The organism is Gemmatimonadota bacterium (assembly GCA_016209965.1).
Lineage (GTDB): Bacteria > Gemmatimonadota > Gemmatimonadetes > Longimicrobiales > RSA9 > JACQVE01.
Window position 1 is genome coordinate 1 of sequence record JACQVE010000328.1, and the last position, 13,020, is coordinate 13,020.

14 protein-coding genes are annotated in these 13,020 nt (G+C 67.7%); 1 reads left to right on the forward strand and 13 read right to left on the reverse strand.

The genetic code is table 11. The annotated features are described in order from the left end of the window. Nucleotides 1-253: 253 nt before the first annotated feature. The 12 genes from HY703_13025 to HY703_13080 form a co-directional block, all read right to left on the reverse strand. Entirely contained in the window at nucleotides 254-1,261 is a 1,008-nt protein-coding gene (locus HY703_13025) for an integron integrase (GenBank protein ID MBI4546115.1), read from the reverse strand. A gap of 498 nt (nucleotides 1,262-1,759) precedes the next feature. After that, on the reverse strand, nucleotides 1,760-3,034 hold the full coding sequence (locus HY703_13030) for a family 10 glycosylhydrolase (protein ID MBI4546116.1): 1,275 nt from the start codon (nucleotides 3,032-3,034) through the stop codon (nucleotides 1,760-1,762). 46 nt (nucleotides 3,035-3,080) lie between these two features. Continuing rightward, nucleotides 3,081-3,509 carry a nucleoside deaminase gene (locus HY703_13035; GenBank protein MBI4546117.1) on the reverse strand — a complete coding sequence of 143 codons (429 nt, stop codon included), beginning with the start codon at nucleotides 3,507-3,509 and terminating at the stop codon, nucleotides 3,081-3,083. Nucleotides 3,510-3,583: 74 nt separating this feature from the next. After that, nucleotides 3,584-4,276, reverse strand: a complete 693-nt coding sequence (locus tag HY703_13040) for a hypothetical protein (protein ID MBI4546118.1) — start codon at nucleotides 4,274-4,276, stop codon at nucleotides 3,584-3,586. A gap of 238 nt (nucleotides 4,277-4,514) precedes the next feature. Further along, complete coding sequence (locus HY703_13045; protein MBI4546119.1) at nucleotides 4,515-5,987, reverse strand: glutamate--tRNA ligase; 1,473 nt, start codon at nucleotides 5,985-5,987, stop codon at nucleotides 4,515-4,517. Then, on the reverse strand, nucleotides 5,984-6,676 hold the full coding sequence (locus HY703_13050; protein ID MBI4546120.1) for a DUF1707 and DUF2154 domain-containing protein: 693 nt from the start codon (nucleotides 6,674-6,676) through the stop codon (nucleotides 5,984-5,986). The genes HY703_13045 and HY703_13050 overlap by 4 nt, the downstream gene beginning before the upstream one ends. A 215-nt stretch (nucleotides 6,677-6,891) precedes the next feature. Beyond that, complete coding sequence (locus HY703_13055) at nucleotides 6,892-7,215, reverse strand: hypothetical protein (protein MBI4546121.1); 324 nt, start codon at nucleotides 7,213-7,215, stop codon at nucleotides 6,892-6,894. A 36-nt stretch (nucleotides 7,216-7,251) separates the two neighbouring features. Continuing rightward, nucleotides 7,252-7,758, reverse strand: a complete 507-nt coding sequence (locus tag HY703_13060) for a hypothetical protein (GenBank protein MBI4546122.1) — start codon at nucleotides 7,756-7,758, stop codon at nucleotides 7,252-7,254. A gap of 43 nt (nucleotides 7,759-7,801) precedes the next feature. Then, the gene (locus tag HY703_13065) at nucleotides 7,802-9,130 is read right to left on the reverse strand and encodes a hypothetical protein (protein MBI4546123.1); all 1,329 of its coding nucleotides are present in this window, start codon (nucleotides 9,128-9,130) and stop codon (nucleotides 7,802-7,804) included. Nucleotides 9,131-9,277: 147 nt separating this feature from the next. Further along, nucleotides 9,278-10,021 carry a hypothetical protein gene (locus HY703_13070; GenBank protein MBI4546124.1) on the reverse strand — a complete coding sequence of 248 codons (744 nt, stop codon included), beginning with the start codon at nucleotides 10,019-10,021 and terminating at the stop codon, nucleotides 9,278-9,280. Continuing rightward, nucleotides 10,018-10,497 carry a hypothetical protein gene (locus HY703_13075; protein ID MBI4546125.1) on the reverse strand — a complete coding sequence of 160 codons (480 nt, stop codon included), beginning with the start codon at nucleotides 10,495-10,497 and terminating at the stop codon, nucleotides 10,018-10,020. The genes HY703_13070 and HY703_13075 overlap by 4 nt, the downstream gene beginning before the upstream one ends. A gap of 64 nt (nucleotides 10,498-10,561) precedes the next feature. After that, nucleotides 10,562-11,146: an RNA polymerase sigma factor gene (locus tag HY703_13080; GenBank protein MBI4546126.1), complete on the reverse strand. Its 585-nt coding sequence runs from the start codon at nucleotides 11,144-11,146 to the stop codon at nucleotides 10,562-10,564. Nucleotides 11,147-11,415: 269 nt separating this feature from the next. On the opposite strand from HY703_13080, the gene HY703_13085 reads away from it, so the two are divergent. Beyond that, nucleotides 11,416-12,003 (forward strand): HAMP domain-containing histidine kinase, encoded by a 588-nt coding sequence (locus tag HY703_13085; GenBank protein ID MBI4546127.1) that lies wholly within the window; start codon nucleotides 11,416-11,418, stop codon nucleotides 12,001-12,003. A gap of 55 nt (nucleotides 12,004-12,058) precedes the next feature. On the opposite strand, the gene HY703_13090 is transcribed toward HY703_13085, so the two are convergent. Then, nucleotides 12,059-13,020, reverse strand: a 962-nt coding sequence (locus tag HY703_13090) for a 6-bladed beta-propeller (protein MBI4546128.1), incomplete at its 5' end; no start/stop codon positions are given.

Genomic DNA, 13,020 nt, shown 5'->3' on the forward strand with positions numbered 1-13,020 from the left:
AATCGGAGCAGCCGGCTGACCGCGAGCCACCGAGAACCAACTTACCCCTGATGGTCGGCGCGGTCAAGCACTTCGTCGTGCGCCTCGTGCGCCTCGTGCGCCCGGGGGCTGGGAGGCTGCAGCAGCCGCAGCCTAACCTAACCCCAATACTCGGGCACGCCCGGGCGATCCCCCAGGAGTTGATGCCCAGGGCGGGATGGCAGCTCAGTTGGTGAGCACCTGGCTGTTCGTGCCGAACTACTTACCGGTAACCTTAACGGGAATCGAGCCCGCCCAGAACATCGAGGGGGCTCCGCACCCCCAGGCCGCCGCGGTTGAGTACGTGGGTGTAAATCATGGTGGTTTTGACGCTGCGGTGGCCGAGCAGCTCCTGGATGGTGCGGATGTCGTATCCGTCCTCAAGGAGGTGAGTGGCGAATGAGTGGCGCAGCGCGTGGCAGGAGGCCCGCTTGGTGAGGCCAGCCTGGCGCGAGGCTTCCTTGAGGGCGCGCTGGACGGCCGTCTCGTGCAGGTGGTGACGGCGGAGCTGTCCCGTATGGGGATCGCGGTGCAGGCGAGTTGCTGGAAAGAGGTACTGCCAGCCCAACTCGCGGCCAGCGCCCGGATATTTGCGCTCGAGAGCTCCCGGGAGAGCCGCCCACCCCGCCCCGCGGCGCAGGTCGCTCTCGTGCAGCCGGCGCACGTTGCCCAATTGCGCGGCGATTTGCGGCCCCAAGGACGCCGGGAGCATGGTAACGCGGTCGCGGTTGCCCTTGCCGCCCCGGACAGTGATCTCGCCACGGCCAGGATCTACGTCCTTCACGCGCAAGCGCAGGCCTTCGAGAAGGCGCAGGCCGGCGCCGTAGAGGAGGGTCGCTACAAGGCGCTTGGAGCCGCTCATCCGCCGCAGCAGGAGCCGAACCTCATCGCGCGTCAGCACGACAGGACGACGGAAAGCCCTCTTGGCACGGAGCACGCCGCGGGGCGCCTCGATCTCCCGCCCGAGCACTTCCCGGTACAGGAACAGAAGCGCGCTGCTCGCCTGGTTCTGCGTGGACGAGCTGACCCGCGAAGCATTGGCGAGGTGCGAGAGGAACGCTGTGACCTCGCCGCCGCCCATTTCGGCCGGGTGCCGCTTGCCATGGAAGAGGACGAAACGCCGGACCCAGGCGACGTAGACCTCTTCTGTGCGGCGGCTGTAGTGCCGGGCACGCACCGCTATGCGCATCTGGTCCAGGAGTCTGGGCCTGGAAGGGTTGTCGCCGACGGCTGATGCGGCCATTTGCGGACAGTATGCGAGGGCGGAGCCGGTGCCTAGAGGGCAAGCTGCCCGGGATGCTCCGTGTCACTCCCGGCCCGCCCAGGAACCGTGCGGCTGAACCGGGGCGGCCACCGCTGGTGCTCGCCAGGCGATGTGCGCACCCGCGCACTGATTTTGCGGACGGGCGAGCGTGACCATATCCAGCAGATATCGGGGCGGTGCAATGGCAGGATGGGGCAGGACGCAGCCAGCGTCCGGTATGATCCGCGCAAGCAATTGGGCTGCTTTCCGGCGCGGCTGCTCTCGCGCCTGGTGCGGTTGGTCTGACCCCGATGTGGGAGCTCTACCGGGGGTTTCGCGCGCAAAGGGCAGACGCTAGACCTACGCACTTCCCGGGACTTCGCCCGGGAAACGGGGCCCCTTCGGGGCAGCGAGATTCAACCGTCCACGGCACAGGGAATTCCCGAAGAGAAGCCATATCGTGAATTTTTTAACGATCTGCGTGGTCAAGCGCCCAACCTAGCGCTGCTGTTCGGCCAGTCGTCGCTCGAACGCCAGATCGCGCACGCGCTCGAGGTAGTCGCCGGCGGGGTTGGCCGGCCCCGTGCGGACGGCGAAGTCGTAGGAGAAGAGCACGATCCCAGTGGCGCCGAGCTCGCGGGCGGCCCGGATCTTCTCGACCGTGCCCTCCACGGTGTTGCGGTAGGCGCCGATCCCTGCCCAGACGCGGGCGGCGCCGGCGGCCTCGACAGCGACGCGGATCTGCTCCCGGAAGAGGGCGGTGTCCGGGGTATACGCCATGGGGCAGGCCACGTCCAGCAGGCCACGTTGCAGCCAGTCACGCCAGTCCTGGAAGCGATTGCGATAGGCGTCCCCGCCATTGGCGAATACCGCCGCGCTGACCAGCACGTCGGGCTTGCGCTTCTTTACACCGTGGTAAATGCGCTCGACCAGCTCGGTAATCTGCTCGCGGCGGAAGCGGTCCCAGGCTCCCGGAAAAGAATCCGTGTACACGAGCGGGTCCGCCGCCTCGAGCGCGGCCAAGCGGGCCTGCAGCGAGTCCGGCAACTGCGGCGCCAGCCAGCGGCGGAATCGCTCGAGCGCGGTGCGCGAGTAGTCGTAGTCGGGCGCCGGGTAGCGCACGTAGTCGAAGTGGATGCCGTCCACATCATAACGCTCGAGGATGTCCAGCCACACGGAGTAGATGTGCTCCTTCACCTCCGGGTCCGCCGGCACCGTATAGAGTCCTTCGACGTGGCCGCGGTTGGCCCGCGCGTACTCGACCAGTGCGGCACGGTAGCGGGGGTGGTGCGGGTCCAGCGTATACAGTTCCCGGGCCAGCGGCCTGGGGACAGCGAGCAGGTCCGGGCGAAGGTGGTAAAGGTGCGAGGGCGCGCGTGGCAGCGCGTCCATGTTGGCGGCCAGGTGGGTGTTCACCCAGGCGTGCACGGCGAGGCCGCGGCGGTGCGCCTCGCGAATGACGACTGCCAGCGGATCCAGCTCGAGGCGGCCGGCGAGCGTATCAGCACGGGGCTCCCAGCGGGCCGAGTAGAAGGCGTCGCCCCGTCCTCGAACCTGGACGATGAGCGTGTTGAACCCCGCCCCTGCCGCCCGCCGCACCATGGCGCGGATGCTGTCCGGGTGCGCGAGGGTGTGGCGCACGACCCAGAGCGCCCGGACCTCGCCCTGGATGGGCGCAGGTCGTGGCGGCGGCGCGTGCGCGCAGGCGGCGGCGAAGGCCAACAGGAATAGAAAGAGGCTGAAGACGCTCTTCGGGACGGCCGGCGAGTTCATGGTTCGGGCACGGGTGTGAGGAGGGCGGAAGAGATGAGCACCCGCATCAGCGGCGCGCGCGGAAGAAGGATTGCAGCAATGTCGCAGCGGGCTCGGCCAGCACGCCCGCGGTCAGGCGCACCCGGTGGTTGAGGCGTGGGTCCTGGATGATGCACCCCAGCGAGCCGCACATGCCGGCCTTGGGATCGGCGGCCGCAACGACCAGGCGCTCGAGCCGCGCCAGCACCATGGCGCCGGCGCACATGGCGCAAGGCTCGAGCGTGACGTAGAGGGTGGCGTCGAGCAGGCGCCACTGGCCGAGGCGGGCGGCCGCGCGGCGGAGCGCGACCAGCTCGGCATGGCCGGTCGGGTCGTCCCAGGAGCGGGTGCGGTTGCGCGCCTCGGCCAGCAGGCGGCCTGCGCGGACGACGACCGCGCCCACCGGCACCTCGTCTTCGGCGGCTGCCGCCCGCGCCTGCTCGAGCGCGCGCTGCATCCAGAGCGCATCCTCCGGCTGCTCCGGCTCCAGCTCGGCGGCGATGCGTGGGCCGGGGCCGGCAGCCGCCGAGCTCAGCGCTTGGCCTCCCGGGCGGGTGCTGCCATCACGGGAACAGCCTCGAGACCACTGGGCAGCCGCAGCCGCCGGAAGATGCCGATCACGCGGCCGAGCATCGCGGCGCGGCGCGGGCCGCCGGGCGAGACCGCCGATTCCGGCCTGGTCGGCCGCGTACTGTTCGGCGCCATGGCGTCATGGGCGGCGGGATTGCTGTGACGCGCCACCTGCAGCCCGTCACCCTGGCGCACAGCGAACAGGTCGCCGTCTTCCAGCTCGGCCAGCGGCACCGGCTCGACCAGAAGAAAGTCCCCCTCGAAGATGCCTTCCGCCCCCAGGCTCCCGCCCGTCATGCGCAGGAAGAACGCGCTGCCAGGCCCGGCCAGCTTGCGGTCCAGCTCGAACCGCTCGACCGCTGAGCCGCGATCCTGGGGCGCACTCGCGCTGGACGACAGCTCGTAACACGGAACGGTGACGCAATCGGCGTGCAGGTCCAGCCCCAGCAGCCGGACCCCCCGGGAGCGGGAGGGGTCCCGCTCGATCCAGCCCTTATCGGCAAGGGATTGCAGGTACTCCGATACCGTCTTGGTACTCTTGATGCCGAAGCGGCGGCCGATCTCGCGAATGGAGGGCTGGTAGGTGTTGCGCCGCAGGTAATCGACCAGGTAATCGAGGATCCTGCGCTCCAGTTGGGTGAGGGGCTGGAACATTAGTCGCCTCCCGCAGCGCGTAGCGCGGGCGTATGTGGTGGAATTCGCAGACAACCTGCCCGCGGCGGATGCCGAGGCATGCCAGGCGTGCGACTTCGGGACTCCGGGGGGCGCTAAGCCGGCTCAATGCTACGGTTCCAGCCGGCGATTGTCAACAGGGACGATGCCCTACTTATGCTTGCAATTACGGGAACATTTCGGGTCCCGGGCCGCCGTCCGGGAGCGGGAGCGAAGGAGCTCAGCCGAACTGTGCGGCCAGACGGTCGAGCGCCTCGAGCGCGGCGGCGAGCCGGCGCTGCGCCAGGTCGCGCCCCATGGCGACGAGGACTTCGAAGATGCCGGGCGAAACGGCCATTCCCGTGAGGGAGACGCGCAGCGGGTGGATGAGCTGGCCGGCAGCAAGGCCCAGCTCTTCGGCAAGCACGCGCAACTCGGACTCGAGGCTGGCCTCGTCCCAGGCTGGAAGGGCTTGGAAGCGGTCGCGCAGCGCGGCAAGGCGGGCGCGCACCTGGGCCGGCTCCTTCCAGTGCTTCTGAACCGCTTCCTGCTCGTACTCGATCTGTTCGGCCAGGTATGGCCGGGCCTGGCGCACAATATCATCCAGGTTCCGTGCGCGGACCTTGAGCAGGTCGAGCAGCCGGCGGTACCAGTCGGGGTGCGCGGCCAGGACGTCGGCCTGGGCCAGGCCGGCCCGGACCAGACGCTCCGTGACCAGTGGCCCGAGACGCTCGGCGGGCGTGCGGCTGAGGTGCTGGCCGTTAAGCCATTCCAGCTTCTGCGTGTCGAAGACCGCGCTCTTCTTGTTGATGGCCTCGAGGGAGAAGCGTGCCACGAGCTCGGCGGGCTCGAAGATCTCCTGATCGGTGCCTGGCGACCAGCCGAGCAAGGCGAGGAAGTTGAGCATGGCCCAGGGCAGGATCCCCTGCTCGCGGAACTCACTGACCGAGGTGGCGCCATGGCGCTTCGAGAGGCGGCGCCCATCAGGGCCGAGGATCATGGGCACGTGCGCGAAGTGCGGCGGCTCGCGGCCCAGCGCCTGGTAGAGCAGGATCTGCTTGGGCGTGTTGGATATGTGGTCATCGCCCCGGATCACATGCGTGATGCGCATGCGAAGGTCGTCGCTTACCACTGCCATGTTGTAGACGGGCGTGCCGTCCGAGCGCAGAACAATGAAGTCCTCGATCTCGACGTTGTCGAACTCGAGCAGTCCATGCACGGCGTCGTCCCAGGCTGTGCGGCCGGCGGGGACACGGAAGCGGATGGCATACGCCTGGCCGGCCGCGGCGCGCTGCTCCGCCTCATCAGGGGGAACGGTGAGCAGACAGGTGCGGTCGTAGCGGTACGCCTGTTCGAGATCCAGGGCCCGGGCCCGCTTCTCCTCGAGGAGCTGGGGCGTACAGAAGCAGCGGTAGGCATGCCCGGCCTCGAGCAGGCGCAACGCGTCGCGGAGGTGGAACTCGACGCCATCGGCCTGATGGAACGGCCCCTCGTCCCAGTCCAGGCCCAGCCACTCCATTCCCTCCAGGATCGCGCGGGTCATGGCCTCGCTCGAACGCTCGCGGTCGGTGTCTTCGATGCGCAGCACGAATACCCCGCCGTGGTGGCGGGCGAAGAGCCAGTTGAAGAGGGCCGTGCGTGCGCCGCCGACGTGGAGGTAGCCGGTGGGCGAGGGGGCGAAGCGGACGCGGATTTCGGGCGGGGGGACGATCACTGCCACGCCGAGCGCTTGCGCCGTTTGCGGGCCTGACGTGCGCTCTCGCCGGGCAGGCGGACATCCACCTCGACCGCGCCCATGCACGCAAAGCCGTTGATTCGGAGGCGGGGCCGGCCGGGCGCAGGCGCGGCGTCGACTTCTTCGGTGTTGTCGAAGCCGCCCATGAGGGCAAAGCCGCCGCACTCGACGGCGAGCCCGGGCGGCACAATGATGCCCACGCCGCCCATCAGGCAGATCACCAGCACCTCGGTGGTGCCGGCGGTGAGCTGGGCCTCGCGGAAATCGAGCTCGACTCCGCCCATGACGGCCTCGACAAAGATGCGGCGGGCGGGCAGCCAGCGCCCCCTGCGGGTCGCGCCGCCCATGATGCCCACTACGAACTGGCGCTCGCGAGGTGGCGCCGCTGCTGGAGGCGCGCTTTCCGCGCGGGCCGCCGGGGCTCGCGTGCTCCCGGCGGCTGGGGCGGCGGCGCCTTCCTTCCCGCCCGCGGGGACAGGAAGCGCGGGCAGGTCGATGAGAAGGCGCTCGAGCTCCGCGGCGCTGTGGGCGCGGTGCGCAACGTCCAGGCGGCGCTCGAACTCGGCCATGTCCAGCGCGTCATTGGCGAAGTGGCGGCAGAGCGCCTGCACGGTGCGCTCGCGCGTGTCGCGCAGCGTGGCAGTGGGCGGGTGTGGCGCGTCGGGCATGACCGGTCCCTGAGCTCCCTGTCGGCAAGTGGCTGACAGGCAGCAATCTGGGGCCGGCGGGCGGTGGGTCAAGGGGTGCGGGCGCGCCCGAGGCCGCCGGTGCGCTTCCCGGGGAGGGAAGCCGCCCCGATCGCGGCGCCGCGCTTCCGTCACGGCGGGCAGGCGCGGCGATGCTCTGGTTTCGAGCACCTCCAGGTTGCGTCGTCTCCTCTAGTCTAGTGCGGCTCGAACGCCTCGAAAAACGGCGGGAAAGTGCCCAGGAAGCCCAGGGCGATCAGAATGACGGCAGCAATCGCGATCGGCTTGATGGCCACCTCCCGGTTTCTCCAGATGAAGTGCAGCGCTGCCCAGCTCGCCAGCCAGGCGATGACTGCGACGCCTGACTTGCCCGACAGCGGCCCGGCCGGGTTCCACCAGTTCAGGAAGTCTTTGATATCGGTCGATACCACGGCCAGAAGGACCGCAATACCCAGGACTAGACTGCCCAGCCCCGCGGAAAGAATCGCGGCGGCCGCGGGCCCAGAGGTCTTCGTCTTCATTTCCGTTGGTGTCAACATATGCGGAACCCCCCTTACTTACACAATCGGCGCGACTTTATTGATGAACGCGCCGAACAATCCGGCGATGGCCGCGGCGGCGAACGCCGCACAGAAGAGTGCCAGCGTGAACTTGCGAAGAGATGCTCGCTGCGCCAGGTCCTTGCCGTAGGTGATCACGATGAAGGCCACGGCGGTGGCCAGTATCGGAGCCAACCAGGCCACGTGCTCTTTCCACTCCATACCGAACGTATGCCACTGCTCTGTCTCCGGGTCAGCCAGCAGCATCGAGCGTGGGCTGGTCGGGGTCGACGCCCGGTACCAGGGGTAGACTATATAGGTGCCGGTGATCACCGTAGCCCAGGAGAGGATCGCCATCATCGAGACGCCGATGTAGAGGCGGCGCATCCGCTCCTTCAGACCGCGTTCCGTGATCAGGTCCTTGCGCAGGCTCCAGAGCCCCGCAAAGCCTCCAGCGAAGGCCAGCAGGTAAATGCTTCCCAGCAACAGTCCGTGTATTACGGTCCAGAATTCTCGACTCGTCATCGACATGACGGCCTCCCGGATAATTAGATTACCTTACATAACCTTACATGATAAACTGAAATCGAAACGTCAGAACGTCCTCATTATCTTGGGATGTTCCGTTAGTCGTTAGCGCGTCCTCGAATTCGAGATGCTGAAAGCCCAGCACGGCTTTCATGTGGCGATTGGGATACCAGTTGATCCCGACGCTCCACCCTGTGACTTTGTTGGTCCCGGTGGCGATGCCGGAGCTGATCACGTCCTGGTCCGCTCTGAACTCCTCGTATCGGGCTGCGACTTCCCACGCTCCCCAGGTTCCTTTGGCGGGGTCGAACTTCGCTTTGGGAACCACGGGTTTGTTGCGCCGTTTCTCGTCCCCGGTGAGCAGATAACTCCCTAGCACATACCAGCCGTCGATGGTGAGATCTTCCCGTACGGAAGCTCGGGCCAGGCCTCCCCAGTCCTGCTCGAGATATTCGGTCTTGATGGAGGCGGGGCCGAAGATCCATTCCAGATCGAATCCCAGGCGCGTGCGGTCGTCGCTCTGCACGGTGCCGGCTCCGAAGGTCCAGAAGGTGGTTCCAGCCCCGGTTCGGAACCTGCTTCCGCCGAGCGACTCTTCGTTTTCCCCTCTCGAGTAGGAGACTCCCAGATTCAGGTTTCTCAAGAGCCTCGCCCGGGCATGCTTCCAAGGGGTCAAAACGATTCTCGCGGCCACATCCTTGTCGTCGTTGTTGTCCGTCAGATTCTTCCCACGGCCGTTGAACCACCCGAGGCCGTACTCGATTCGCTGGCGCCAAAACTTTCCATAGAGCAGGATGCCCAGGTCTTCCAGCGGCAACTGCGTGGAGACGATCAGCGAACGTTCCACGAAATCCCAGTACTGGTCGGAGTGCAGCCCTTCCAGGCTCAGCGGCTCCTTGAACTGGCCGATGCGCAGGCTGGCGTACGGGGAATGCGATGATTCGAGCCAGGCGAAATGGAGGGTCGCCACCCCGTTGTCCCACCGCGGCATCACCATGTAGCCGAACTTGTCCTCCAGTACGCCGGTCGCGAAGACGCGGGCTCTGCGGACCAGGAAGGTGTTGTCTCCTTCGCCCCCAGCGAAGATGCGGACGTCCAGTTGGGCCGAGCTCCCGATCCTGAGCACGTCATCGGCACCCACGAAGAAGAATCCTTCGTCGAACACCGTCTCGGCGTGCGTGGGATCCTCCTGCTTCTCGCCGAACATCTTTTCGATTAGCTGCTGTTTCTCCTCCAGTCTCTTTACGCGTTCCTCGAGTTCCTGGTTCTTCTTCTTAAGCTCCGCAATCTCCTGCTCCTGGCCAAAGGCCGGCTTGTAGAGCAGAGGCAGAGCGAGGATCACCAGCGCCACTCGAGTGTTCTTCATCACTTCCTCCCCGAGAAAAAAATTGCCCGACTCCAGGGCAACACCCGTGCCACCTGGCCGCCGAGTGCAGCCCCGGGCCGTGGGCGGCGATCGCCGAAGGCCGTGCGACGGCCCTGCGCAGCGACGGCCGCCCTACTCGGACAGACTCCGCTAGTCCTTGGGGCGATCCGCTTTCACCGTAAGGATGAGCGCGCCGCGGCGGGGGTCGGGCTGCGCCGTGCCCAGTACCACTGTCTGGCCTTCGACGATGTTGACCTGTGTGCTGAGGATTTCGCCGGCTGCCAGTTGGGGCGCTTGGAGCTCAACACCCAGCTCGAGCGTGGTGCGCGCGCCGGACCTGACCTCGCCAACGCCGCCCCTGATGTGGAAGGGCCCGCCGGCTCCTGCGAGTCGCTGGGAGATATTACTGCGCTCCTGGGTCTGGACCAGCGCCTCCGCCAGCAGCCGGTAGCCCTTGAAGCGGAAGAGCTGGCGCAGCGTGCCCTCGAGCTGGGCCAGTGCTGGATCGGGCGCGGCCGCGCCATCCGCCTCGATGATCTGGAAGTGCAGTGTGATCCCGGGTCTGGGCTGGTCAAACTCTCCCAGCACTCGTGCGATCTTCTCGAGGTTGTCCCGCGTTTCCGTCACGGTGACGGCCCCGGCTTCCGGGCTGAAAGCCAGCCGGCCGGGGGCCTCCTTCCGGTCCGCGTAGACATAGGGCTCGATCAGACGCACTGCGGCTTCGGGATTGAGATGCTGCAGGCGGTAGGTGCGGGTGTCCAGCTTGGCGTCGCGGCCGCCGCAGGCAAGGAGCAGCACGGCCGCAGCGACGGCCGCCGGCGCAGCGACCCCACGCCCCAGCCAGTCAGGCGCGATCCGGGTCTGTGTCGAGTCGAGAATCCTGGACCGGGTCATGAGCTTTTCTCCGTGTCAAAGAACCAGATGACGGCGATGTCCGGGTTGCCGGTGTGGAATACAATCACGCCTTTGCCGGGCGGCGCCGCCACCATCGGCGGCGGCTCGCGGCGAGCGGCTGCAGCCTGCAGCAGGGGCTCCGCCAGTTGCCCGGCGTCCTGGCGGCGGAGCAGCAGCAGGGCCGCGAGCGCGGCGGCCGCGGCCAGGGGCAGCGCCGCCCATGTCCTCAGGCCGCGGGCGAGCTGCGGCGCGCGGGCCGCATCGAGCGTGCGGGCGAGCGCCTGTTCGGCGTCCCGGGCGGGACGGAGCGAAGTGAGGAGCTGGCCGAGGGAGTCCTGCTCGAGCAGCAGGCGTTCGGTCACCGCACGGCAGCGCGGACAAGCACGGACATGGGCGGCCAGGTCGGAGTCACCCTCACCTCGCAGCTCGGCGGGCTCCGCCTCGAGCAACTGGTCGAGCGCAGATTCACACTTCATGAGCCACTCCCCTCGACGAGCCAGGACGAGCGCCATACCCGCGCCCGCCGCAGCGGACAACGGTTCATGAGCCGGTTCCCTCCACCAGCCCGGGCGACCGCTCGAGTATCCGCGAGCGGATGGCCCGCCGGGCCTTGAACAGATGGGCGCGCACGGTCACGGGTTTCATGTCCAGCAGCTCGGCGATCTCTGCAGGCGCAAACCCCTTCAGGTCGGCCAGGTCGAAGACCTCGCGCTGGCGCGGCGGCAGCTCACTGAAGAAGGTGCGCACCAGGTCGGCTGCGCGGGCGGCGTCCAGCGCAGCGGCCGGGTCGGTTTCCCCCTCGAGCACCGGGTCCGCCCAGCGCGCCAGGCCCGCCGCGGCAAGCCGGCGCCGCACCCGGCGGCGGAGCGAGCCCAGAGCGGCGCTGCGGGTCACCTGGTACAACCATGTGCTGAAGCGCGCTCGGCCGCGGTAGCCGGGCAGGTAGCGGTAAAGCCGAAGAAGCACCTCCTGGGTCACGTCGTCCGCCTCGTCGGCATCGCCCGCCATGACCAGCGCCCAGCGATGGATCTGGTGGTAGAATTGGCGTACCAGGGCGCCGAACGCTCGCTCGTCGCCCGCAGCGGCCTGCCGCACGAGGCTCTCCACCAGTTCATCGCCAGCCACCTCTTCCGGTCCGGACAATGCCACTCCAGCGTGGTGGTTGCGTGGGGTGAGACATGCTCGAGCGCCGCCCCGTTTACCAACTGGTCGAATTCGCACGCACGGTCGAATTCAGCCACCGATCCGGGGACCTCGGTGCGTGACCGTACTTACGAACTCGACCACTGAGCTGCCCGGGCAGGCGGCTCGCCACTTGGGTTCTGAGGCATTGGTTGCTCATGACCCCGGGATGAAGCACGTGCCTGCGCATGCAGAAGGGCGTGGGACGTGTCATGCGGCGTCCTGATAACCAGCGGCACCTGCTCAGCCTGATCAATGACCTGCTCGAGTTCGTCAAGATCGAGGGAGGACAGGTCGAGTACCATTTCCGTGACGTGCCGGTCAACGCCGCGCTTCTCGGGCTGGACGGGTTGATCGCGCCGCAGGTGCAGCGGAAGGAACTTCGTTACATCTACCGCCCCTGTGACCCGCAGCTCGCGGTACGCGCGGATCAGGACAAGATCCAGCAGGTGCTGCTGAACCTGCTGTCCAATGCCATCAAGTTTACGGATGCGGGCGGCGGGATAATGCTGGAATCTGAAGTCGACGACGAGCGTGTTGCCATCCACGTCCGCGACACGGGTCGCGGCACCCCGCCCGAGAAGCTGCAGAGCATCTTCGAGCCGTTCGGCCAGGTGGACCGGGCTGGGGCTGGCGATCAACCGCACACTGGCGCGCGGCATGCGCGGCGACGTGGTGGTGGCCAGCGAGCCCGGCAGGGGATCGACGTTCACCGTGTGGCTGGCGCGCGTCGGGGCGGCGCCGGCCGCGTTGGGCTCACCTGCGTGACCGCGGCTGCCCTTGGGGGCTCGCCTCCGTAGCTTCGGCCCCAGGCAGCTCATGCGCGTAGCGTCTCGATCACCGGCCGCGCTGGCGTTACCGGTCGATGCGCGCGCGGATGACGTGGGGCACGTCCAGCTCGTCCCGCACCACACCGTAAAGCCTGTCGCCCCGGAGCAGCAGCGGAGAACCCACCCCGCCCAGAAGGTGCGCCTCAATGCGCGGGTGAGCCAGGTAGCGGCCGTCCGGGGAGAAGACGTCGAAGGACGTGCGCAAGTCGCGGTCCGCACGAGGGAGCAGGACCCACAGCCGGCCGGCGTCATCCAGCAGCAATCCCTCGAATGCCGGCTTGAACCTGGGAATCCGGGATAGATCGACCTGAGCGCCTTGCCCGATCACGGGCTGGAGTCGCTCGATCTCACGCTGCCGCTCGGCGCGACTGACCGGCACCGGCTTCGCTTCCCGCTCGATCATGCGAGCCGTGTCGCCCTTTAGGCGACGCTGATAAATGCGGTAGCGGTCAGGGAAGCCGAACCAGATATAGCCGCGCGGATCAAGCAGCCAGTGCATGCGGGGCGCAAAAGGCACGGCAAAGAAGATCCGCGTCGTGCCCCCCCGGGTTTCCAGTCGGAACGCCTCTTCCTCCGCGTACGGCAGCGGGAACGTGTCCCGAGGCTGCATATCGGAATCGAAGCGTACCAGCGCGTGCACGCGGTCCTCAGGCCGCGGGCCGGCCGCCGCGAAATGCGTGTCGTATAGCCGCCCCTCCCGGTCGAAACCACCCTCCCAGGAATAGCCGTAGCTGGGGATGGGACGCCGGTACGTCCGCAGGAACCGGCCCGCCGTATCGAAAACGGTGTATCGCGTATTCATCGGATCCGCGACCCAGAGGTTGCCGGCCCGGTCCCACTCCATGCCGTTGGCGCCCTGGAATTCGCCCGGACCTCGCCCCTTCCGGCCGATCGTGCGCACGTAAGCGCCGCGGGCGTCGAAGACGCGGATCTCCTGCTCCTGGCGATCCAGCACGTAGATGCGGCCGGCAGCGTCTACCTCCAGGT

Coding starts and splice junctions, on each gene's coding strand:
- HY703_13085 (MBI4546127.1), top strand. CDS start 11,416: ATGCGGCGTCCTGATAACCAGCGGCACCTGCTCAGCCTGATCAATGAC.
- HY703_13075 (MBI4546125.1), bottom strand. CDS start 10,497: ATGAAGTGTGAATCTGCGCTCGACCAGTTGCTCGAGGCGGAGCCCGCC.
- HY703_13030 (MBI4546116.1), bottom strand. CDS start 3,034: ATGAACTCGCCGGCCGTCCCGAAGAGCGTCTTCAGCCTCTTTCTATTC.
- HY703_13060 (MBI4546122.1), bottom strand. CDS start 7,758: ATGACGAGTCGAGAATTCTGGACCGTAATACACGGACTGTTGCTGGGA.
- HY703_13070 (MBI4546124.1), bottom strand. CDS start 10,021: ATGACCCGGTCCAGGATTCTCGACTCGACACAGACCCGGATCGCGCCT.
- HY703_13035 (MBI4546117.1), bottom strand. CDS start 3,509: ATGCAGCGCGCGCTCGAGCAGGCGCGGGCGGCAGCCGCCGAAGACGAG.
- HY703_13055 (MBI4546121.1), bottom strand. CDS start 7,215: ATGAAGACGAAGACCTCTGGGCCCGCGGCCGCCGCGATTCTTTCCGCG.
- HY703_13025 (MBI4546115.1), bottom strand. CDS start 1,261: ATGGCCGCATCAGCCGTCGGCGACAACCCTTCCAGGCCCAGACTCCTG.
- HY703_13040 (MBI4546118.1), bottom strand. CDS start 4,276: ATGTTCCAGCCCCTCACCCAACTGGAGCGCAGGATCCTCGATTACCTG.
- HY703_13050 (MBI4546120.1), bottom strand. CDS start 6,676: ATGCCCGACGCGCCACACCCGCCCACTGCCACGCTGCGCGACACGCGC.